This window comes from Sphingobacterium sp. SGG-5, from assembly GCF_011043525.1.
In the GTDB taxonomy this organism is placed as follows: Bacteria; Bacteroidota; Bacteroidia; order Sphingobacteriales; family Sphingobacteriaceae; genus Sphingobacterium.
Window position 1 is genome coordinate 234,534 of the sequence record NZ_JAAKGO010000005.1, and the last position, 24,735, is coordinate 259,268.

Below are 24,735 nucleotides of genomic sequence, written 5' to 3' on the forward strand. Positions count from 1 at the left end.
CATGCTATTCACTATTTATAATGACACCTTTACGCCAAAAGTGACTGCGCGCTCCCGGGGATAGGCCGAATAATCAAAGCCAGGTGTTAATGTTTTATTCTGTACAGAAACCTCCGGATCCATTCCCGAATAATTCGTCCAGGTATATAGGTTTTGAGCCGAAGCGTACACATCAATACCCTTCAACTTAAGCTGCTTACATATGTTGTCGGAAAACCGGTACGAAAGAGAAACTGTTTTAAGACGTAAATAAGATCCATCTTCTATTATTCTTGAAGAGAACATACCTGTAGGGCCCTGTCCTCCTGACCGAAAATACTCGTTATTGGGATTCTCCGGGGTCCACCTGTTGGCATAAGTTGCATATTGGTTCAAGTTATTTCGACTGTACAGATTCCCTTCAAACATGTCGCGGTTAGCATTAAAAATATCATTACCATATGACCATTGAAAAAACACATTCAAGGCGAAATTTTTATAGACAAAATTGTTATTGAAACCTCCAATATGGATAGGAATAGCTCTCCCGATGTAGACGCGGTCTTTATCATTCACGATTCCATCTCCGTTAAAGTCTTTATATTTTATGTCGCCCGGCTGCACATTTGCACTTCCGTTTGAGGGAACATGGCTCTTTAATCTGTAGCTTTCATCCGGTTGTACATCGAAATCTTCCAATTGGTAGTTTCCTTCCCATTGATAACCGAAGAAGGTCGCCGCAGGTTCACCTACTTTAGCTAAATATAACTGCGCCTCTGTGTAGGAAGCGGGAAACGATACAGTAGATATTAATTTTTCTTGATCTTCCGCTAACGCCAGAACTTTATTTCTATTAAAAGCAATATTAAAATCACTCGACCATTCGAAATTCCGTGTTTTATAATTGATCGTATTTAAAGCTATTTCTACACCTTCATTTCTCACTTTACCTATGTTCTTAAATATCGTTGAATAGCCTGTACTATATGGCACAACGGCATCTAACAACAGATCACTGGTGTTTTTTCTATACAAGTCAACTGTAAGGTTTATCCTTTCTTTAAAAAGGGAGAGATCGTAACCAATATCCATCTGTTCCGTGCTTTCCCATTTTAAATCTTCATTTCCATATGTGCTTGGGAAAATACCATGTAAAGGTGTCTGGTTGTTGTAAGAATAATAATGTGCATATGGCATAGTCAACGTAGAGAGCCACGGGAAATCCCCTACTCTATTATTGCCCGTTATACCGTAACTTACTCTTAATTTTGCATCAGATACGAAGGATAATTTTTTAATAAAATCTTCTTTTCCCATGCTCCAGGCAAAAGCCCCGGAAGGGAAATACCCCCATTTATTGCCTTTAGCAAATTTGGATGAAGCATCTGCTCGAAATGAGGCTGTAAACAAATATTTGGATTTATAGTTATAGTTTACCCGAGAAAGGAAGGATACCAATGTATTATTAGTTACCGACGATGCCAACGAAGATAGCTCTCCCCAATCTAATCCACTAACACCTAATTCTGGATTCGGAACCCGTTGTGCAGCATAACCATTACGTTTACTTTCATTAGATTGGAACGTCGTCCCAACGACAACATTTACATTATTGTTCTTATTAATCCGATTTCTATATGTCAACAGATTTTCATTTACCCAGGTGTTATAATAGGTATTATATAATCCACCATTCACCCCCCTCGTGTTACTTGCAAAGGGATACCCTCTTGACGTTAATTCATTATAAAAAGATTCTTGTAAAAGCGTCCTATTATTAATACCGCCTCGTATAGCCAGATCAAAGTTCTTAGCAAATGCATAATTCACCCTGGCGTTGGCAAACAGGGTGTTTCTCATTCTTTTATTCAATTCATTTGATGCCGATAGATAAGGGTTAAAACGCTCGTCCGTCGCTAAATCATCAAGAGGCTCTTCTTCCGCAATTATACCTTCTAAGGGAATGGGCCGATAACCCCATATTTGATACATTAAATAGGTAGAATACGCTTGTCCACTATTTGATCTCGAAGATGAAACAGGCTGCCCATAGCTACTTTCTTTACTTGCATTCACATTCACAAAAAGTTTTAGCTTATCGTTAATCTTCTGGTCAAGCAAGACTCGGCCTTGATAGCGACTATATCCAGAATTTACGATAACACCAGTTTGATCGAAAAGTGATCCTGAAACAGTATATTTGGTCTGCGGTGTTCCTCCTGTTAGTGAGACATTATGAATATGTAAAGGGGCTGCTGAACCAAACATTTTATCCTGCCAATCAATCGGAGCTATGGAATGATAATCTTCCAATGTTCTTTCTGGACCTGTCAGATACGAATAGGTCGCTATTGCTTCATTTGTTTCCAGTTGATACTTCACAAATTCATAAGGATTCAACAACTCTATTTTCTTTGTCACATTCTGAAATCCAACCGAACCATCATACGTTAATGCCGGTATACCTACTTTTCCCTTTTTAGTCTCGACCACAATTACCCCATTAGCTCCTCTTGAACCATAAATGGCCGTTGCAGACGCATCTTTCAATATGGTAATTGATTCAATATCTTTCGGATTTAAGATACCGCTAATTGCATCCTCGGTCGGGAAACCATCAATAACATATAACGGTGCGTTACTTTGTGTCAACGAATTCCCACCCCTTATCACAATATTCATTCCTTCACCTGGCTGTCCATCATTCGAGCTTACCTGTACCCCCGCAATTCTTCCCGCCAAAGCATGCTCCATTGTCGCTACAGGAGCTTTTTGCAAATCTTCCATATTGACTACGCCCACTGCTCCCGTCAAGTCCTCTTTCTTCACTTCGCCATAGCCGATATTGACGACCACTTCCTCTATTTCCGATATTGCCCTTATCAGTTTAATATAGATATTATTGTCATTTGCGACCACCCGTTCCTGAGCACTATATCCCAGATAACTAAATACCAGAACGGCTTCCCGATTCGGCACATGGATCCGAAACTTTCCCTGTGTATCCGACACCGCTCTTATCGACGTACCCTTTACCACAACACTGACTGCAGGCAAGGGTTCATTATTCTCACCTGTCACCGTTCCCGTCACTTCTCTGGTCTGGTCAGCAATAGGGCTTTTTGATATGCTATTCTTCCTCTTTACTATAACGAAATTTTTCTCGATCTCGTAGGTCAATGGTTGATCGCGCAGACAGGCATCAAGCACTTCAGATAAAGGTTTGTTCTTCATCGAAACCGCCACAGGTTTACTCCCCCGCAAATCAGCTTCCTTGTATAAAAAGCCAAAAGCTGTCTGTCTTCTTATTTCCTTGAAAACCTCTTTCAAGCTTGTGTTTTCGACTACCAGCGTAACAGTTTGAGACCGTGCCACGGCCTGAATTTGAAAACAGATAACCAAAAAGGCAACAATTATCTTCATCCTCAACAAAAATATAAGTGAAGTATAAGGTAAAGCACTGCAACCAAATGCAGTAAAAATTTTATACATTTGAGATTAGGTTTAAATAAATTAGCATTTTGTTCTTTTACTACGTTGATTTATGGCCTGACTTGGTCGTTGACACGGCCAATCAAATAAGGGAGGTGGTACCAACACCTCCTTTATTTTATCAAGCAAATGTTACAAGCGACGTTATTTCATAACAATTACCCTCCTTCCCTCTCTTTTGAAACGGACATCACCATAAGACTCCAGATATTTTAACAATTCGTCGAGCGATGATGTGTGTTGAAATGCACCACCAAATTTTTGAATCATCTTTTCGCCTTGATATTCAACAACAATATCATACCTCCTTGCCAAATGTCTCATGATATATCGGATATCGGCATTTTCAAATATGAACTCTCCACGCTTCCAGGCAACGACTTCTTCCAAATCCACAGACGATACTTTTATATCTTGAAAATCGTCTGTGCTTGTCGCTTGTTGCCCCGGCTTCAAAATAACTGTCTGCCCACGATGCATAATTTTCACACTTCCTTCCAACAACGTCGTTTTTGTCTGATCCTCATCGGGATAACCGTTAATGTTGAAATGTGTACCTAATACCTCTACATCTTGACCCCGACTCTTTACGACAAACGGCTTGGTCTTGTCGCTGGCAATTTCAAAATATCCTTCCCCTATAAGTTTTACCTCTCTCTTTTTACCAGAAAATGCCGAAGGATAGCGCAAAGATGACATGGCATTCAACCATACCTTACTGCCATCAGGCAACTGTATTTGATACCTTTGTCCTCTTGGTATTTCTATTGTATTGTATGTCAACGTATTGGATGACACTTCATTGTTTTCATAAATAATCTCTCCATCCGCTGTTTTACGAATAACAACACCAGCACTCGCGGCCAAAATCCCGACATTAGCTTCGTCCAGATTGATCTTTCGTCCATTCGCCAGTATTAAAACAGGTTTATCATTACTTATCACTGTGTCCGATTCGACAATTACATCCTGCATTGGCAAATTTTCCGACTGCATCATATATAGATACGCAACTACTCCCAGCAGCAACAAGATTGATGCTGCCGTCCAAAATCTAAATAACCTTAATCTCCTAGTTTTTAAGTGCCGGACATGGGCAGAAGGTTGTGGTAGTGCGGAATGAATGCGATCAAATATTAATTCCCGATAAGCAATTTTTTGGTCTGGATCCAAATGCTCGATATAGCCTTTCTTTTCCTCAAACTGGCCGTATAAATTATCCAATTCAAGAATCTCTGCTGAACTTGCCTGACCTTCCTTAACTTTATTAATGAGCTCTAATAAGCGCTTTTGATCCATCCGAGTTTACTTGGTTTAATAGTAAGTCGTATATAAAACCAAAAACCGCTATTCAACTTCTATTTTTTTTAAAATTTATAGAGAAAGACAGCCAAGAGGATCAATTCCATGTTGTATCCCTTAAAATTGTCTTTCAAGATATGCATTGCCTTACGGATATGTTTTTCTACTGTACTCACTGAAATGCCTAAAAGCGTCGCTATTTTCTTATTGGAAAGGTTTTCAGCTCTGCTCAACAAAAAGACCTCTCGACATTTTTCCGGCATCTGTTGCGTTATCCTGTCTATCTTTTCCTTAAGTTCTTTTATCTGTAAAATTTCATCTGGCGTCAAGGCGTACTCACCTGGCGCCCGCAATGTATGCGTAACAAATTTTTCATGTGTAATCTGATGTCGAAGTACATCGAGCACCTTAAATTTCAATGCATTTTTTAGATATCCTATTACAGAAGTCCTTATTTGCAAAGTTTCCTGTTTTAAATACAGGCTCACAAAGATATCCTGTACGATCTCCTCCGCTTGCTCGATTGATCCCAGACGTCTAAAAGCAGAATCCAACAATGTTTCCCAATAACGGTTGTACAGTTCTTTAAAAGCAACTTCGTCTTTGGAACAGAACAAATCCATCAACTGTTGATCGCTCATTGTCTCATATACCGCCATGCAGGAGTCCAATATTAGGTTTACTGATATGACGAATATATCAAAATATTTTGAATAACGACATTTTTTTCTTGGAGGATCATAACAAAGCAGGCATCCTCTAAGTTTAATAAACGATAGCTGCTATGCCATTATAGGAAGTTCCTTATGGCTTTTACAGCTATCAAACCACCGATCGGTTGTGGATTTATTATTGAGCCCAAAACCATGTCTACCCATGTTTGAAGGATCATGCTACCCAAGAATTTGCCAGCAGGACATCACACGACATATCAGAGCAACGGACCTATTTGGTAAGACACATCTTCAGTCTAAAGAGGTAGAGATAGTAGAGTAAATCATCAAACGGGGATTATTCATTCCATTTTAAAGTAGGATAACCGTTATTCTTATTATTTAGATCCGGTATCCACATATTATTACCTTGATTCAGAAGGCTTAACGTTTCTACACTTTTTAGTTTTATACCCGAAAGCTCTTCGCCTGGTGAATTAATTTTATCGACAGTTCCCTGAAGATAAAAAACATTGTTGACAGTGGGCCCTGATTTACCTATTATACTTCCTATACCTGCTACTTCCTTGTAATTTGTACTAATATTCCCAATATTATAGCTATTGCTTATATATCCATTCCTAAAATAACCAGCTAATCCTCCAATATATTTATTTGCACCAGAAGAAGTGTTTAAAACAATTTTTCCCGTGTTGTAACAGTTAATAAGAATATTATTTCCCACACCGTATCCAAGAATCCCCCCTGCTTGTGAACTTCCTTTAACAGATGCGTCATTAAAGCTGTTCGAGACGGTTAGATTATTGCCATAAGCAACAATACCGGCAGATATACCTCCTACTGCAATCGTACTGTTGCCACTTATTCCGATATTATTAATGCTCCCATCCTTTACATAACCAAATAAGCCGTTCGAACTCTGTGCATTATCATTCCTGTTGATATTAAGATTAAGAATTTTATGTCCGCCTCCATCCAAGTGACCACTAAATGCTCGATTATTGGTCGTCGTGATATACCAACCAATTGGCATAAAATTAAATCTATTCAAATCGATATCCGTAATTAATTTAAAATACTTTGCAGCAAAGGTATTCCCTTTATACACTTGTTCTGCTAAGAAAACCAGCTGGCCAGGATGATCAATCAGGATTGGATTATCTATTGTACTTCCCTTTCCATGAGTATCGTCAAACGCCCGAACTTCACCATTCCAAGCTTGGTCTGGCAGCAGATGTAACCATTTACTTGGAGTCGAAACTGTTTTATAGTTTTCTATGGTATGGAACGTCATAAAATTGGCATTGTGAAAATTATCGGCACCGCCCATTCCATCATCATAGGCCGTACGGGATACGAATAATATGTCATTTCCATCAAAGATCCAGTCAACATATTGGAAGCCTACATTTTCTACATCATCATGTGCCAGCACGATCGTATTGATTTGCCACGTTTCTAAATCCGAAGAACTCGTAAGCGCTAATACATTTCTAATCCCACCTGCTGATCTATTGCCGGCTTTGTATTGTTCAGGAACGTAATTTGCTAACGACCAGTATTTTTTTGTATTTGGGTCATATCTGATATTAAATTTCGACGCACCACCCCAAAATTGGATTCTCTTGGCTGATCCAGGCTCTATCTTGACGTCGGAAGACAGCGAATAATAACCTGCATATATACCATCCATTGAGGCTAAACGAGTGATACACTTTACTTTCCCATCGAGTCCTATCACTGCATTCGCTTCAAGCCAACCTGTTCCATCTATCCAAGCTGGTTTTTCTAACCTCTCCGATTGCACCCAACTTGCGGAATTCAGCAGATCTGCGTCCTGTGAAGCCGAAACAACATACGCTTTATTACCAGACATCCACTTGTTGTTCAAATCCTTATCATGAAACTCGTACGCTTTATAAATCCGTCCATTAGCAAACAATACCGGAGTAGATGATCCATGACAAGCCCCCGATATAATAACAGTTGGTGTAGACCAAGTCTTTCCTTCATCATCGGACCCCCTTATCACCAAGTTTGCTCCTCCACTAGTATCTGCGCCTAGTAAATACAATTTACTCTTATGATAAAACAAGCCGGACCATACCGCTCCACTGACGCTTGCAATCTGTTTCCATGTACTGCCACCGTCTATCGAAGCAAATATATCTGTTCGATTGGACACTCCGGTTCCAAAAACATCGTTTGAAGTTATTATATGTCCATTTGGCAATTTCACTATACTCGGTGTCCCTCTATATATTCCAGATGATTTGGAACTATGTACTATAACAGTACCGGGCACAGCTGAAAATTCAGTTTTATCAGTTGAAGGGTTGTCTTCTGTAAGCTCCTTTTCGCACCCTCCAATTGTCAAAAGAGGTAATGTCAAAAAAATTAACACTATCCACGACAATTTAATGCCTTCTATCAACATTGTCTTCAAACTTTTCATGGTATATCTATTTATTTATATATTTCCTCCATTTCCTATCTGTCCCACTCTTCGCATAATTGTGGATCCGCTGGAAAGTTATATAGTTGGAGTTATGCGCATTATCTGCTTCACCAAATTCATCGGTAAAACCAACCCTATTTACGAAAACAATGTCATCCCCTTCAAACCGCCAGTCTATATATTGAAACCCATGATATTTTACATTGTCGCTTGCTAGTATAATTTGGTTGAGTTTCCAATGCGCTAAATCCGGAGAGGAGATCAAAGCTAAAACACTTCTCATCCCTCCAGCTCTCATTTTTGGTTTCCGTAATATTTCCGAAGGATAATTCGTAAGTGCCCAATATTTTTTCGTTTTCACATCCCACATGATGTTAAATTTGGTCGCACCGCCTAAAAATGGGATAGCTTTAACTGAATCAGGATCTACCGATCCGTCTTCACCTACCGAATAATAGCCAGCGATATAGCCCGACTCATTGGCAACCCTTGTGATGCCCTTAATCAATCCATCCGGCCCCAATACCGCATTAGTTTCTAACCACCCTGTACCATCCATGTCATGAGGTTTTTCGACTTCCTCACTATAGCTCCAACTATCTGTCTTTAACAGATCTGCATTGGTATCTGCCCACATCACAAATGATTTGTTTTCCGACATCCAAGGTTTCTTTTTATCTTCAACACCTAAATGGTCATATCCTTTGTAGATTTTTCCATCATGGAAAACCACTGGAGTTGATGAACCGTGATATCGTCCCTTTTTCAAAACAACAAGAGACGACCAGGTCTTGCCCATGTCAGACGATTTCCTTATAGATAGATTCCTATCTGAACCCCGTACCCCCAGAAGATACACATCACTCTTCACTACAAATAGCCCTGCCCAAAAAGTATCCTCCAGTTCGGTTAAAAACTGCCATGTTACTCCACGGTCCAAGGATTTATATACATGGACAACGTCGGATGTAGATTTCGGCCCGAAAAAATCAAATGATGCGAGATATTCGCCGTTCGGTAAAATAACTATACTCGGTGTTCCCAAATATTTGCCCGAGCTTTTAGGCGAATGGGCAATAACTACACCGGGTACAATATCGGTTTGAGAATATGATTGAGACCCTGATATAAATAGTATCAGGAGGGTAAATAAAACAAACCACTTACTTTTTTTCATCATCGTTTTAACTTTTATTCTTCGACAATCTTTACGTTTATCTTATAAATATTTTCACTAATGGTAGCACTATAAACGTTTGATACGACAAAGACGACCTCATAGGTCCCAGGCTCCTTAAAAACATAAGAAAAGTCTGACAATTGCTCATCAAGATAGCTTTTGACGAGTACCGGACGATCTGGCCCTTCATTCACTTGTCTGTCAACACTGATACCTTTTGTAATAGCATAGGCGATGCGATCTACGGGCGGACTCGCAGCTATGGCAAAAGAAAACCGGGAAGGTTCTATTAAAAACTGATTCGTACTACCGTCATAATTTGAATATCTTACAAAGCTCCAGTCTGCACCCATATGATCAATCAACGTATGTTCCCCTTCATCATTCGTATAGTTTATGTTAAAATTCGACACCCTAGCGTTGGTTCTTTGTCCATAAGTCGTGTGCGGCCCTCTGGCATGATAGCTAATTGCAAAGTGAAGCTGCACGTCATCTTCTTCAAATAAATCCAATATATTGGCCTTTGTCTCAGCAAAGCCAAGAGGGTTGTTACCATTCGAAATGCCTTCTGGAAAAACGCATCTGTCCGTAATATCGACCCAATTAGCTTCGTCTATCCCTTCGACGGAATAGGTATCACTAAAATCTTTGGAATAATACAATCGAAGCAAGTCACTTGTTTGACTCCCGTTGTAGTACTCCGATGTAAAGGAAAGGCTTATGTCAGCGACCTTATTAATTCGGTTTGTGTAAGCGTAAGCATAATCATTGTCTCGTTCACCAGAATAAAAGTTGATGTAATCTGCAACGCCTGTAAGATGAAACCGAACAGTATCACCAACCTCATATGTATCATTTTCAACTGTTACGCCAAAATCAACAGGCAGGACTTCTCTTCTTTCACAAGAGTACAAGACTATTAGAAAAGTCAACAAATAAAAGGAGATATATAAACTATTTTTCATATTATCATAATTTAAAAGATTTACCAACCTGGGTTTTGAGTCAACAGTTTGTTCAGATTCCTGTCGTAAGAAGGAATAGGTAATAACAGATCCCGTTCGGATACATTATCACCTGTCTGCGTCGTAAATTTTCTGCTATCAGACGCATGATCTCGAATATCTTTAGCTGCCAAACGGATATTCTGAAGAAAATTCCCCCATCGTATCAGGTCTTGGCTGCGTAAATTTTCTCCTGCAAACTCTAACATCCTTTCTCGTTGTACTGCGAGACGAAATGCTTCTGGAGAAGATATATCCTCCCCAGTTAGATCGGAAGAGACAGTCATAGGGTCTATTAGTGTTGCCGTAGCCACGGCACCTGAACCAGAAGAACTTTCAAAAGTTATTGTCGGTATCGAGGTAAAACTGTGTCCTGGCCTTGTAATGATTACTTCCGTTACTTCTCCTTCCGATACAACAGCCACCGCATCAGCATCATCTCCGCCTCCACCTTCGATAACAACTTTAGGTGGTGTACCGGCGAGGTATCCGCTACCTCCATCCGTAACCGTTATCCTTTGTAGAATCTCACCGTTCAAAAGCTTACCATAGGCTCGACTGCGCACGAGGTTAACAGCGTCCTTCGCATCATCAGTAACTCCGTTTATTTCATTTTCTGCTTCGGCATACATGAGTAAGATATCTGAATATCGCAATAATGGAAAATTCTGAGGAGTGTAAGTAGCATGTTTGGGTGTTAACGTTTCAAACTCCCTTCTCCATTTTCCCAAATCCATATTGTAAATGTCCAGACGAGCCGTCCTATCCCGGTTTGGATTACTCGTCGCCGTACCATACCAATATTGTACACAAGTCCAATCGCGCCTTAAATCGGGAGAATACTTTAATGTACCTGTACTCGCGTCATCATATTCAAACGTTTTGAACAGTAATCCAGTTGTCTTTATGGAAGCGGTGCTTCTTCCAATGTTTACATCATTACAAAAAGGGCCACTAATCGTTCCCAATTGCCCCGTTTCCACATAAGAACTCCCTATCCTATTTCCCCATATCTCGACTTCCCAGATTGTCTCTTTAACATCGTACAAATCCTGCGCATAATTAATAAATACCTGTTCAAAACTTGGATTAAGTTCATGCTCTTCCGATTCGATTACTTTTTTAGTATACGTAATGACATCATTGTACTTCTCTACATCCATAAGAGGATAACCAGCCATATGCAAATATACCCTTGCTAAAATTCCCCTGACTGCAGACAGACTGACCCTTCCTCCATAACCCACACTCGTCGCTGTTTGAGACTCAAGCAAGGTCTCCGCACGCTTCATATCCGTTATAATCTGTTCATAAACGATTCTTGCATCGGTTCGACCTATATCAGTATTGTTAATAGAAGGGTTCGGTTCGATCTTTAATGGAATATCTCCATAATGGGTAACCAAAATAAAATAATAATACGCCCTTAAGAAAAGAGCTTCTCCTAAAATAGATTGCCTTTTTACCGCATCCATTTCCGGTTTATCTATGTTTGCAATAAGAAGATTAGCTCTCTCTATCCCAAAATATAGGTATCGCCACAAATTAGTCAAATAAGTATTGGAAGGGTCATGCTGGTAAGTATTGAGAGAGCCGGCTGGTTGCAATCCTGTCATATAGGTTTCATCTGTACCCACTGCTACCTGCAATTGATACCATTTACCATATACATATTCTTGTCCTAAAATATCGTAAACACCTCTCAAAGCTACTTCCAGATCAGTTTCTGTTTTGTAGTAGTTCTCCGGGCTCATAAAATCGGTTGGTATTTTTTCTAAAAAATCCCCACACGACAAAAGCAATAATGAGATAAAGAGTAAAGTTATTTTTTTCATGTCGGTTGATTTAAAATGACACATTTAATCCGAAAGTAATTGTTCTGGCCCTTGGATACGCTGACCAATCGAAACCTGGAGTCAAAGGAGAGTTTCGTACCGACACTTCCGGATCGGATCCACTGTAGTTCGTCCACGTAAAGATATTTTGCGCCGCCATATATATCCGCGCTGTCTTTATTTTAGCGGGCAATAAGACTTTATCGGAAAAAGTATAGCCTAAGCTTACTGTTTTCAACCTCAGGAAAGAACCATCTTCTATAATATTCGTATGATAAATACGCGGTGGAACTCCCCCTACCCTTGGTATAGTGGTATTCTGATTTTCCGGTGTCCATCGGTCTGTTACTGACGCAAACATATTCAAGTTATACAGGTTATACGTATTTTGTTCGAAGTACAGCCTATTGCCATTCAGAATATCATTTCCATAGGACCATTGTAAGAATATATTAAGATCAAAATTTCTATAATTAAAGTCATTCGAAAAGCCCCCAACATGTCGGGGATTGGCATTTCCGATGGGCACATAATCCTCAGCGGTAATGGTACCATCATTGTTCACATCAACAAACTTCATATCCCCGGGTTGCAGCGTATTTCGAGCACGCCCATTGGTAGGCACCTCATTTTTGAGGAAATAACTTCCGTCTGGTAATAAATCAAAATCGCCATACTGGTATAGACCATCAGAAATAGCACCGTAAATGATTCCCATCGGCTGATCTACTTTAGCGACATAAGGGGCAACATTATGAAAATCTCCTACAAAACTTACATTTGCCAGACGATACGACTGTGCTGGTTGCAACTTTAATATCTTATTTCGATTGAATGAAATATTGAAAGCACTACTCCACAAAAAATTCTTCGTCTTTATAATATCCGTTTGTATTGTAAATTCCAAACCATGATTTCGAACGCTACCAATATTTTGAAATGCCGTTAAATATCCCGTAGTATACGGTAAATTAGCATTCAATAATAAATCTGTCGTTGTCTTGTTGTAATAATCAAAAGTAAACTGTATACGGTTTCGAATTACACTTAAATCATATCCCAGATTAAACTGGCTTGTGGTTTCCCATCTTAAATCGGGAACACCGGTAGTCGTCTGAAGAGACGCTCCCCGACCAGGAGTAGCGTTATTAAAGGAATAATAAGAAGTAAAAGGAAATGCAATACCTGAATAGGTAGCATACTCGTCTACCCTGTTATTTCCAGTCATACCATAGCCTACGCGTAGTTTTGCATCAGATATAAATCTAATATCTTTAATGAATGGCTCATTACTCATCCGCCATGCAAATGCTCCAGAAGGAAAATGCCCCCACTTATTATTTCCACGAAATTTAGAAGATCCGTCTGACCTAAAACTTAGCGTGACTAGGTATTTTTTATTATAATCATAATTCACCCGACCTAAAAACGAAGCTAGACTCCATTCCTTCCTGTACGTATCCGGCACTAAAGAAGTGCTTAAGTCAATTCCATCAATACCTAGATCTTCATCTTCTATAAAACTCGATGTATATCCCGAATAAGACAACTTATTGTTTTGCATCGTAAAGCCTGCGAGTATATTTAGCTTATGTTTTTTGATCGTTCTGTTATACGTCAATGTATTTTCATTCAGCCAATTATCCGTTCGACGGCTATAAATCCCTCCCGTCGTACCCTTAGAAGTTGGATAATTGGGATTGCCTATTTGTGTTTTTGAGTTATAAAACTTGGAAGTATTAAACTCATTGCTAATCAACCCCCCTTTTACTTTCAATGTTAATCGTTTATTCAACTTGAAATCAATATGACCATTGACGATGATACTATTCAACACTCTTTCATTGATTTCATTGTTTACTGAAATCACCGGATTGAGACGATAATCTGTGGGTGTTTCTGTGATAATAGCAGGATCAAAAAGCTCATCCATTAAATCTACATCGTCAAACCCTGAAATGGGTCGGTACCCCAGTGCACTGTATATGATACTCAAACTTGGGATTCCTCCCGTCGGATCTGATATAATAGAACCGGATGTTACTGTCTTCGTATAGTTTGCGTTAAGATATGCCCGAATATTCTTCTTCAGTTGTTGGCTTAACGTAAACTTACCTTGCCCACGGGTATATCCTGAGTTTTGGATAATTCCATCAGATTTAAATAAGTTTGCAAAAACAGCATACTGCGTTCCCTTATTTCCACCTCTGAAAGCGATATCGTGATTATGAGCAGGAGCAACTTGATACAGCGCATCTTGCATATCGATGCCGGGCATATCTTTATAATCGTCCAATGTTCTACCATCAAGATATAACCTTTCCGTCGTTATGGGATTTAGCTCATTTTGATATTTGACAAATTCATATGGCGACATCATTTCAAGCCTTCTGATTACCTTTTGGAAACCATAATAGGAATTTAGTGAAATCACAGGATCGGAATCTGTTCCTTTTTTTGTAGTAATTATAATAACACCATTTGCACCTCTTGAACCATATATCGCCGTAGCAGAAGCATCTTTCAGTACATGAATAGATTCGATATCTGATGGACTTACGGGACTTTCCGTAAAAGTTTCCACTGGAAAACCATCGACGACATATAAAGGCGAGTTATCCTGGGTAAGTGAGTTGTTTCCTCTGATTACGATATTATTGGGAGTTCCCGGCTGCCCGTCATTCCCCGACACTTGTACACCTGCCACCCTTCCAGCTAAGGCTTGATCAAAAGTAGCCACAGGGGCTTTTTGAAGTTCTTCCACATTGACCTGCCCTACCGCCCCTGTCAGATCCTCTTTCTTCACTTCGCCGTAACCGATATTGACCACTACTTCCTCTATTTCCGATACCGCTCTGATCAGCTTAATATAGACGACTTCGTCATTTCCGACCACCCGCTCCTGAGCACTATACCCCAGATAACTAAATACCAGAACGGCTTCCCGATTCGGCACATGGATCCGAAATTTTCCCTGTGTATCTGACACTGCTCTTATCGACGTACCCTTTACCGCAACACTGACTGCAGGCAAGGGTTCATTATTCTCACCTGTCACCGTTCCCGTCACTTCTATCTGTTGACGGCTGTCAAGCATATATGTAGCTCCTTTCCCCTGAGGCGCTTCTTTCACAAAAGCCGTCTTATGATCTGCATTGAGCAGCACTTCGACAGCAATACCATCAAAGCACCTTTCCAGCACCTGTCGAAGTTCTGTATCTTTCACATCTAACGTGATGGCTTTTATTTTTCGCGACAGACTAGCATCCGTCATAAAATTATAGCCCGTCTGCTTGGATAGTTGGTAGAAGACTTCTTTTATAGGGGCCTCTACTACCTTGATACTTACCTTCTGGGCAAACGTCACCGCACTTGCCTGAAAGAACGTAACGATCAAAAGGATAAAGCTAAGCTTCATAATGATGAGCGGTTTTAGGATACAATACGATTTGCTGCACCACAATGCAGTTATTTTTTTATACATTTGAATTAGGATTTATTAGACTTACAATCAGTTATTAATTTATCCTGTCGAAGCATTATGCTTTACAGAACAGGAGTGCTCGCAACACTTCTGTTCTTTCCACAGAAATATGTTCATCGTGTAATGGGTTGATTATTTTTTTCGTATGACGATTACCCTCCTTTCATTATTTATGTTGCTTATCTCAAATTTCACCTTATTTGTCATCTCAATAGTCTCCAATAAATTACTGAGATCTCGGGTACGGAGGTAGTTACCCTGAAAAGCCAGATCGGTCATATCTCCCCGATATTCAACCTGAAATCCATACCACTTAGACAACTTCTGCATAATGTCCACAATATTTTCATTATTGAAAATAAAGTATCCTTCTCTCCAGGCTTTGATATCGTTGATATCAATATCGTCCACACGGATTTTATCGCTGTTCGTAGCTGTCACAGACATCTGACCCGGTTTTAACAGCACACCGGAACCGGTCGCATCTCCGGTCAATGACACCTTCACGCTCCCCTCCACCAGGGCTGTTTTAATAGCTACGTCGTCGGGATATGCACTAACATTAAACTGTGTTCCAAGTACCTCAACTTGTTGATTTCGGGATGAAACAATAAAGGGTATTTTCCGGGCTGTTGTTGCCGAATAACTCGACTTCACTTCAAAATACGCTTCCCCAGTAAGCGCAACTTTTCTCTCTTTTTCCGAAAAATGCACGGGATAACGGAGCTTCGAAGCGGAACTCAGCCATACTTTGCTACCATCCGGCAATACTACGGTATATTGACTACCTATGGGGGTCTCTATGGTATTGTAACCACCTTTTATCATGCGCTTATTGCGTTCCGTTATCGTATAAACCAACTGTCCATCGGCAGTCTGGCTGATCTTTATGCCTTGCTCTTCTCCAATCTCACCGACGTTGCCATCACGAATGTTAATCTTTGTCCCATTTGCCAATGTCAAAACAGCGGTATTTGTTTCAGGCAATAAAAGCGCTGTCGACTCTGCTTGTATCGGAGCTTCGTCAGCATGAAAGAAATACCAACCCATTCCAATGCAGAACAGCAAAGAAGCAGCGACGGCTATTCGCCGTCCTATCTTTGCTACTTTCTTATTACCAATCGATTGCTGCATTTTTTCAAAACCCATGTGGTATTCCTCCAGCAATTCTTCCTCTTTGAGATCCGATGGCGACGTTTTGTACTTCAGGTACCATTGTTCTACAATAGCTCTTTCTTCCGCAGTAGCAGTACCGGCATTGTATTTCTTAAGCAATTTCTCTGCTTTCTTCATCAGTCTATAAGGGTTAAAAATTATTGCTGTTTATAAGTGAGACACGCAACTTAGGGGAAGGGGGTATAGCAATCAAAAAAAAAGCATAAAAATAAAGGGTGAGGTTATATAACCTCACCCTTTATTTTTATGCTTACGAGCAGTGATTATTATTCCGGTACCGTTGAACGTTTCACATAGTAAATTCTGCTATCTGAATACTTGACCATAGCTGCTACTAAATGGCACATCAATCATTAGGTACCGACTTTGATTTTAAATAATAGATCCTACTATCAGCAGGTACCGAAAAATACAACCTACCTTTATTCGCATCATATACTAATCCTGTTGGACTACCATCTGAATTTGTTTGTCCAACAAGGATAGCTGTATTTGCTATATCAACATTAGGATCTACAGGAGGGATTGTCCCAAACATTGATCCGCTTTGTGTCCCTGCAATTATAGCACTATTATTTGTAGGGGTTCTCGGTAATGCTCCTCCCCCAAGTCCAGTCGCATCAACAGGGTTCTCAGACACAAATTTGTATACTCGAGGGTATCGGTTGATCGTATAGTATACGTCGCCGTTGGGAGCAACAGCAATATGTCTCGTCGAATGCCCTTTTCTGATAGCATAAGTTTTATTATTTTCTATATCATACTTATAAATAGCATCCTGATTTGTATGACAAGCAATATATAATGTATTCTTATCTTCTGTTAGTGAAATACCGAAACCATAACCTATATCCGTAGTCGCGGTAGATACTGTATTATTATTTAAATCGACTTTTCTGATTCTCGCATTCTCCCATTCAGCCACCCATAATACGTTTCGTTTTGAATCATAGACTGCATCGCCGGGTCTTTTAAAGGTAGCTACAGAAAAATCTCCATCAGTCCCACCCGATGTATTTTGACCGGTCAGCACAGACACAGTCGCAACATCAGTATCTGGATCTATGACAACTTTCTTTATTTTGTGACCACCTGAGTTTTCTACGACATATAACGTATAATCATCCTGTATTGCAAGTCCCCAGGACGCAGTAAAGCCCGTCGCCAAAACTTTATGCCCCGAACCATCCATAGCAATACGGATCAAATTATTATCTGTCGTCACCGCATAAATATTTCCTTTACTATCAACCTCCATAGTTTGTACGTTAACTCCTCCATAAAAAGCGACCAACGTATTTCCTGTATACGAGTCTGCCGGAGTCATGTTCCAATATCGAGGTATAAAGTCTAATAGATCTAACCTAATTGTGGACAAAGCATTCGATTCTTTTACATTCAATGTAATATTTTTAAAAGGGCGAATACTTGACGTGGACTTTTCTATCTTGATTTCCGCTGGATAATCAAAATCAGGAAGTGTATATTTTCCGTTGCCATCCAACGTAATAGTCTCAGGCTCACTAAAATCATCGTCCAATACACTTTTATAGCTAATTATTAGTTTCTCTCCTGCCGCTATTTGATTTTGAAAAAACCACCATCCCGTAAATTGCAAGTCAGCAACACCAAAATTAGATTTGGCAACAAGCGTTTCACTAACAGCTCGCCGCTGTTTAGTCAAGACACCCTCAATCGCCGTGTAATCGTAGGCCGTTGGCTTTTCGTCTAACACAATCTTATACTCAACAGGGAAGTCAACATTTTCAAACAATACTTTCCCTTGTGCATCAGTAGTTAATGTAGTCGTTTTCACGTATTCGTCATCTCCGCTCTCACGTAAGTACAACGCTACCTTTACATCCCAATCAAACGGCATATCATTTTCATCAAGCACTGTGGTAGATATTGTCGTCTGTCCAAATAAACGTTCTGTATTTAATGTCAGATTCAACGGATCTTTCGTTGTGATCTTACCGGACTTTGTATCTATCACGTATCGCTCAGGATCTTCTTCCACACGTACTTCATAATTTACCGGCCATGCAATATCTTCAAATTGTACGTTTCCTTCTCCATCGGTCAAAATCGACTCTACCATAGAATACGATTCATCGTTGGTCTCGCGTACCCAAAGTGAGACGTGAATATTCTCGAATGGCACATCAGTGTCTGTATCATTAACGTGCACCTTAATTGGCATTACACCGAATCGTGGATGACTATTCATCGTCACATTATATTCTTTATGCTCCAAGACTTCGATGAACGTCTCATCCTTGGCATAACGACCTGTATCCCGGATCGACAATTTCACTTTGTTGGGAAAGGGTATCTGATAGGAAAACTTACCTTCCGCATCGGTACTTACCGTATCGACAAATGTTTGCTCCCCCTTTGCCGTAGTTTGTCTTTCAAAGAGTATCTTTATCCCCTTCAAAGGCTGATTATCATCGTCATTGATCAATTGACCAACAATAGTACCTTTTTCAGTTTCCGGAATCTCACTATCGCGATTCCACGACATATCTTTAGCACAAGCCGCTACAACCAATGCCACTATGCCTATCCATACGTAATAATATATCTTCTTCATATTCAATGTGGTTAATGGGTTACTTACCGATAAATTCCGTCTCGAACTTACTTAAGAACACAGAACCTTCCAAATCCCAAGAATCATGTGTCTCGATATTTAACCAGTAAAAGATTTGGGGGAGGATATCAATGCTATATAAGAAAGCTTCATTCTCATCTTCTTCTTCACCAGTCGCTATCTTACAAAAATCATTTTGCATAAATTCCCAACTGTAAGATCCATTTAAGGTAAAATCAGGCGCACCCTGCACACTGTTTCGCAACTTTGATCCGATACCATCCCCTAATGCCCAATATCCAATCAAATTATCTTCATAATTCCCATAGTCGATAGGGCTCTGACAGTAAGTATCTTGGATATATTGAGCAGGGAGCGCAGTATTATATATACATAAATCCTTAACGGTCTGTATCGTTGTTCCTCCTGTCCAAGCTGGGGCATATCCCACGTTCAGATCATTGCTCGATGAGCCTTGAGCGGTTCCGAGATCGCCTTCGTTAATTAGAGTGCCGTCTGTAAACACTTGGACTTTCCTTGTAGTCCCATCCATATAGATACGAGCTGTAAGCGTATACCATTTATCGATATCAAATTTTGGATTTGCTGCCGTTATTTGTGTACCTCTCACTTTTATCCGCCAACCAACACCTGTATTATGAATAAAAGACCATCCATCCACTGCATTCCCTGTATTACTTTGTTTCGATATAATTGCAGGATTGTTCGATCCAAATTGATGAACCATTAGCTTTAGCTGAATAGTGTATTCACCTGAAGTCCCAATATTATACATCTCCGCTTCCACAGCAGGAATCGTTCCATTAACACCATTTCTTGCTCGAAAAGCGGTTGTAAATGGTGGAACACTAAACTGCTGACCTACAAAATTTTCATTATAATATATGATCGGCACCTTCCGTTCTTCCAAACTAGAACCACCATACGAGTCGTTGATCCCCCCATGATTGGAGGTAACAATAATCACCCAGTCCTCATTAGCACTGCGTTTGCGTTGCGAAACTGCTTCCAAGATATCACCGATATACCCATCAATACGATCCAGTGTAGTTTTGTAGTCAGCATTTTCCATCGAAAATCCACCAGCTAAGCCAGCCGCATTGAGGTCTCTAAAATTGACAACAGTAAAAGTCAAATTATCTTCCCCATTCTTAATTCGATCCACTGCTTTATCCTTAGCAGCCTCATCCGATTCAACTACGCCATTCTCATCCGAGAGATTAAACATATTCTGATCCAATGGTGCCCATGGTGTTATCGACAAACTCTTTAGCGATCTACCCGTTTCCAACAAGCGTTGATACACTGTAATATACCCTGTCGACTCACCGCTTCCCTCATGTCCGTGCGGATCATCTGGATCCACTTCCGCTTCATCATCAAAGTCATTGCTATGTACGCCATGCTTAGCACTGTTCTTACCACTCAGTATGGTTGTCCAAGCTGCTGCATCATGTGTATTGGCATCTGCTATTCCTTCAAAAGTGTATTTCGAATGCTCCAACAGTGTATTAATATTAGCTGGCACATAGTTATATAATTCAAGTCCGGCCAAGCCGTCTATGGAAATCAACAACACCTTTCTATCTTTCGTCAGATTAGGTCCTGGATCCGGTTCGAAGACCAGTGGTGGATCGAAATACTGTTTACAAGCATTTAGCGAAAATGCTGTCACCAAAATAAAAAGCAATATCAAATAATTTAAAGTCTTCATATCCTTATTTAATTTAAAGCAAAGAAACCTAATTCTGCCAATGCTGTATTTTTCTCCCCTAGACCAAATCCATATAAATCTATACGCTTTATTATAAATTTAGCGTATCTGAAGCTCTTCGCTTCGCGATTGCTTTCAAAATAAATAGCCTGCTTCTCAGGAGATACCGATAGCGGATATTCACCTAATTCCGTATAATTAACGCCGTCAGCGCTAACATATAGCGTAATCTTTGTAGGACTATTTTTCAAGTGATCCGTATTTCGTTGATTAAGAACAAATCCATTCAAAGATTTGGCACTTCCAAGATCAATTGTTATATCCCAAGTTACATCATCACTTGACGGAGGTATGCTTCCATTGCCGGGGTTACCACAATCACCATAACATGAATGCCATATTGTCGATGCGTTATCATCTATTAACTGAATAGCTGGATAAGACTTTTGAGAACTAGTCGTGATTACTGCCCATCCCTCTTTATTAATTTCCGGTAAATATAGCTCATCCCCCCCCGTCCTCGTCACCGGATTAAAATTCCACACTTGTCTATCCAGCAAAGGAAATCCCTTTGTCTCTGAAACATAACGCTTAGATACGGCACTAACATACAATCCCCATTGATTCAGATACGGCTCCATATCTGTTTCTGTAAACTCGCTCAGGGCTTCATAAAAAAAGTCTACTTTAGATTGATCGTTGGCAGATGTAAAACGAGCCTCACGACCACGTTTGTAGATGTAGGTCCAAAAATCGTAACCATATTTTTCCAATATCTGTGCCCACATCATCAAGCGGATATCATGCGCTTGACTTTTATATTTATTATCAGATAAATCCAGAGCGGCCCAGTTCATTGCGTTTGCACCGTCTTTCGACTTTGTTTCCGCGATATACGGTACAGCTTTGTGCCATACCTCCGCGATCTTGTAACTCTGCTGACCAAATACCAACCAAGATACCCCGAAGTGGAAGACATTGTTCGTTACCTCGCCATTACCCGCAAAGCTCCATGTCGATCCCATCTGCATATTGTGTCCCAATTCGTGATAGGTTCCCCAATTGGAGTTTTTCACCGCATCCACAGTTGTCGCCTGTCTAAAGTAATTCTCTGTATTACCAGCACGGACAGGATATCCGGAAACTTGTGCAACCCCAGGTCTGAATAACACGTCGTGTACAATACGCCATTTGTTGAACGGCGCGCGGTGACGGATATCCGGATTACCCTCGGTCATCCCTGTCCAATCCCAATAACCCTCACGGATCGCTCTGTCCCAGGTCTCCATCAATTCTGTAGGATCTGGGATCGGGTTATTCTTCAATTTTTCAGTTTCCATCGTAAATACGATGCGGTCCCCTTCCAACTCAAACCAAGGTACAGTGGTATTGTCGACCATCGCTTGCCATTCTTCGTTCGTCGTTGCACCAGGACCATTCAATTTAAAACTGGGAGCTTTAGCCACTCCAGTAAAGTACAGGTCTATAATACGTCCCAATGGACGAGCGGGTATAATATAAATAAGCCCTCCATATAGATTACGCATATAGTTTTTTCCCGGAAATAGCGTCTGTCGGTTAAAAATAACGGCATCCCGTCGCGGAAAATCTATACCATCTGTACTTGTAGCGACATGCGGACTGATCTGTGCTGTGAGACCATATACACCCATAGGCACATCAATGACGATAAGCTCCCCTGCCGGCGCATACACACCAGTACTTTGCCACGCTCCAGGAGCAACAGATATACGTAGATCTCTGCTGCTAATCTCTTCGTAATCCAAATCGATCTGCACCAAAAACTCTTCCAACCGGGGCTCGTCTTCTGCTATTAACCCTGGAAATAAACGAGCCTGTGTATATTTTGAATAATCGATCTTGAAGGGATCGGTATCGATATCTACGTCGACAGTGTCTTCATACTCACCCGAATTGTAACCATTCTCAAAATTGTAGCCATATTCCTTCGAACAGGATACCATCATGATGACCAAACCCAAGGCCATCCATGTTATATTTTTTATACCTTTCATTCTTTTATGCTTTTTATGGGTTCGTAAAAGTCGGATTCCATATTTGCGAATCCAGGTCAAACTCGTCTATATTCATAAAATTCAGCCAACTAAATATCAATCGAGGTGCATCCACTGAGCGAATAACGTATCTCTCCAAATTGTCCGGCAAGGTCGGACAAAGGGTAGCACTTCTATCCGCGAAATTTGTCCAAGAATAAGTACCCGTCAGATCAAAATGCCGGTTGTTTCCACTCCTATCTTTTAGTTCCGCTCCTCCGTCGTAGCCCGGCCAATAGCCGATCAAGTTATTATGGTATGAGTCTGTACTGGGGGTAGACATCGTTGTACAATAAGAACTTTGTATATCTGCAACTGATTTGGCTACATCGTAGATGCGTACATCGGCTATTGTATGACTTTGAGTAGTAAAATCTGTAGCATAGCCCTTCGCGTACCCTAGTTGGAGCGGTTCATTTGAAACGCCATTGGCGCTAGAACCAGAGATATCACCTGTATTATACTCAACACCGTCCCTAAAAACGGTAACTTTTTGTGTAGCACCATCCATCCATACCCGTGCGATAACGGAATACCAAACTTCTTTTGCTATATCGGCTGTCGCGTAAATTTCTGTTCCACCCACCTTAAACCGAAAAGATCCACTTGACCAATCTTTGCCAGAAGCACCTTCCCTACCTATCATGAAAGCCCAACCAGGGCTCCCTCCTCCTGTATCCGGATGTTTACTGAATACAGTTTGGGTATAAGTACCATAACTATGGACTTTTATCCTCATCTGGATAGTATATTCCTTATTCTTTTCAATATTATATATGGCAGCATTTTCTGCATTAATTACTGCGCGGCCAACGTTTGATGTATACTTCACCGCCGAACTTATCCAAGCGGGATCTACGGTTTCCATACGTTCGTAGAGCTTGAAAGCAAACTGCGAATTATTTACAACAATGAAATTATTACGTTCGGTATCCGAAAAAACAGAACCATCGTCCTGTCCTGATGGCAACGTATATTGACCTCCCTTGGTAGAAGTGACAATAATCAACCATCGCTCATTGGGATAATTCTTACGTGAATATATAGCATCCGTAATACTTTTCAGTTGTTGGTCAAAGTTACCTAAAGCCTCTATATAATCTTCCGAATCATACCCAGACGCTTGTCCTGTTGCATCAACTTCCTTGAAAGTTGCCACTACCAATCCGGCATCTTCCCGCTCAAGCTCTTCTACAGCCTTGGTTACAACATCCGCATCACTGCCCTCGATCGCATATGTATCCACCTCGTTCGATTGTACCACTGCCCCTAAGGCAGCATTCGCACTAATAAACGCCATACGCATATCGGTATTGTCCGCAATATGTGTGAACAATGTCGGATAATCGGCTAGGTTATTGCCACTGCCGTCACCGGCGACGTGATGCTTGTCGTATTCTACACCGGTCAACAGATCAGCATACGAAGTAAGCGACTGCTTATTCTCCGCACTTACACCGTTCCAGGACACCATGGCATGGGTAGCCAATTGCCCCAATGTGGGCATAGCCCCGATGTCTCTTGCCTGTTGCCCTACGATGGTACCTACCCCACCTTCTACGATGATGTAAGCGACTTTATACTCTGTTGGCCGAACCTTCCCATCGTCAGGTTTTTCATCCAGATTCAACCGAAAAGCAAAATCTTTATTACACGAAGCTAATGTCAGCATTAGTAACCCTACAACGCCGTAGGTCGTAAAGAATTTCATTTTGGATATCATAATTAATCTTTTCATGTTCTAA

The 24,735-nt window shown here is 40.5% G+C and carries 13 protein-coding genes; all 13 read right to left on the bottom strand.

From position 1 onward, the window contains the following. Positions 1 to 15 precede the first annotated feature (15 nt). Positions 16 to 3,402, bottom strand: a complete 3,387-nt coding sequence (locus G5B30_RS09505; RefSeq protein ID WP_165319744.1) for a TonB-dependent receptor — start codon at positions 3,400 to 3,402, stop codon at positions 16 to 18. 213 nt (positions 3,403 to 3,615) lie between these two features. Then, the gene (locus G5B30_RS09510; protein ID WP_165319745.1) at positions 3,616 to 4,770 is read right to left on the bottom strand and encodes a FecR family protein; all 1,155 of its coding nucleotides are present in this window, start codon (positions 4,768 to 4,770) and stop codon (positions 3,616 to 3,618) included. A 68-nt stretch (positions 4,771 to 4,838) separates the two neighbouring features. Beyond that, positions 4,839 to 5,432, bottom strand: coding sequence for an RNA polymerase sigma factor (locus tag G5B30_RS09515; protein WP_165319746.1), 594 nt, complete (start codon positions 5,430 to 5,432; stop codon positions 4,839 to 4,841). Positions 5,433 to 5,784: 352 nt separating this feature from the next. Continuing rightward, complete coding sequence (locus G5B30_RS09520; RefSeq protein ID WP_165319747.1) at positions 5,785 to 7,902, bottom strand: sialidase family protein; 2,118 nt, start codon at positions 7,900 to 7,902, stop codon at positions 5,785 to 5,787. Between the two features lie 7 nt (positions 7,903 to 7,909). Beyond that, positions 7,910 to 9,085: a sialidase family protein gene (locus G5B30_RS09525; protein WP_165319748.1), complete on the bottom strand. Its 1,176-nt coding sequence runs from the start codon at positions 9,083 to 9,085 to the stop codon at positions 7,910 to 7,912. An 11-nt stretch (positions 9,086 to 9,096) separates the two neighbouring features. Beyond that, on the bottom strand, positions 9,097 to 10,050 hold the full coding sequence (locus G5B30_RS09530; protein ID WP_165319749.1) for a DUF5017 domain-containing protein: 954 nt from the start codon (positions 10,048 to 10,050) through the stop codon (positions 9,097 to 9,099). Positions 10,051 to 10,070: 20 nt separating this feature from the next. Continuing rightward, complete coding sequence (locus G5B30_RS09535) at positions 10,071 to 11,924, bottom strand: RagB/SusD family nutrient uptake outer membrane protein (RefSeq protein WP_165319750.1); 1,854 nt, start codon at positions 11,922 to 11,924, stop codon at positions 10,071 to 10,073. Positions 11,925 to 11,934: 10 nt separating this feature from the next. Next, positions 11,935 to 15,342, bottom strand: coding sequence for a SusC/RagA family TonB-linked outer membrane protein (locus G5B30_RS09540; RefSeq protein ID WP_240903168.1), 3,408 nt, complete (start codon positions 15,340 to 15,342; stop codon positions 11,935 to 11,937). A gap of 198 nt (positions 15,343 to 15,540) precedes the next feature. Then, positions 15,541 to 16,701, bottom strand: coding sequence for a FecR family protein (locus tag G5B30_RS09545; protein WP_165319751.1), 1,161 nt, complete (start codon positions 16,699 to 16,701; stop codon positions 15,541 to 15,543). A gap of 229 nt (positions 16,702 to 16,930) precedes the next feature. Next, complete coding sequence (locus G5B30_RS09550; RefSeq protein ID WP_165319752.1) at positions 16,931 to 19,180, bottom strand: hypothetical protein; 2,250 nt, start codon at positions 19,178 to 19,180, stop codon at positions 16,931 to 16,933. Positions 19,181 to 19,199: 19 nt separating this feature from the next. After that, a complete protein-coding gene (locus G5B30_RS09555) occupies positions 19,200 to 20,915 on the bottom strand; it encodes an alkaline phosphatase family protein (RefSeq protein ID WP_165319753.1) in 1,716 nt (571 codons plus the stop codon). 8 nt (positions 20,916 to 20,923) lie between these two features. Beyond that, positions 20,924 to 22,951: a M60 family metallopeptidase gene (locus G5B30_RS09560; protein ID WP_165319754.1), complete on the bottom strand. Its 2,028-nt coding sequence runs from the start codon at positions 22,949 to 22,951 to the stop codon at positions 20,924 to 20,926. A gap of 13 nt (positions 22,952 to 22,964) precedes the next feature. Continuing rightward, the gene (locus G5B30_RS09565) at positions 22,965 to 24,728 is read right to left on the bottom strand and encodes a LamG-like jellyroll fold domain-containing protein (protein WP_165319755.1); all 1,764 of its coding nucleotides are present in this window, start codon (positions 24,726 to 24,728) and stop codon (positions 22,965 to 22,967) included. Positions 24,729 to 24,735: the final 7 nt, after the last annotated feature.

Coding starts and splice junctions, on each gene's coding strand:
- G5B30_RS09555 (WP_165319753.1), bottom strand. CDS start 20,915: ATGAAGACTTTAAATTATTTGATATTGCTTTTTATTTTGGTGACAGCA.
- G5B30_RS09535 (WP_165319750.1), bottom strand. CDS start 11,924: ATGAAAAAAATAACTTTACTCTTTATCTCATTATTGCTTTTGTCGTGT.
- G5B30_RS09565 (WP_165319755.1), bottom strand. CDS start 24,728: ATGAAAAGATTAATTATGATATCCAAAATGAAATTCTTTACGACCTAC.
- G5B30_RS09530 (WP_165319749.1), bottom strand. CDS start 10,050: ATGAAAAATAGTTTATATATCTCCTTTTATTTGTTGACTTTTCTAATA.
- G5B30_RS09505 (WP_165319744.1), bottom strand. CDS start 3,402: ATGAAGATAATTGTTGCCTTTTTGGTTATCTGTTTTCAAATTCAGGCC.
- G5B30_RS09545 (WP_165319751.1), bottom strand. CDS start 16,701: ATGAAGAAAGCAGAGAAATTGCTTAAGAAATACAATGCCGGTACTGCT.
- G5B30_RS09525 (WP_165319748.1), bottom strand. CDS start 9,085: ATGATGAAAAAAAGTAAGTGGTTTGTTTTATTTACCCTCCTGATACTA.
- G5B30_RS09520 (WP_165319747.1), bottom strand. CDS start 7,902: ATGAAAAGTTTGAAGACAATGTTGATAGAAGGCATTAAATTGTCGTGG.
- G5B30_RS09515 (WP_165319746.1), bottom strand. CDS start 5,432: ATGGCGGTATATGAGACAATGAGCGATCAACAGTTGATGGATTTGTTC.
- G5B30_RS09550 (WP_165319752.1), bottom strand. CDS start 19,180: ATGAAGAAGATATATTATTACGTATGGATAGGCATAGTGGCATTGGTT.
- G5B30_RS09510 (WP_165319745.1), bottom strand. CDS start 4,770: ATGGATCAAAAGCGCTTATTAGAGCTCATTAATAAAGTTAAGGAAGGT.
- G5B30_RS09540 (WP_240903168.1), bottom strand. CDS start 15,342: ATGAAGCTTAGCTTTATCCTTTTGATCGTTACGTTCTTTCAGGCAAGT.
- G5B30_RS09560 (WP_165319754.1), bottom strand. CDS start 22,951: ATGAAAGGTATAAAAAATATAACATGGATGGCCTTGGGTTTGGTCATC.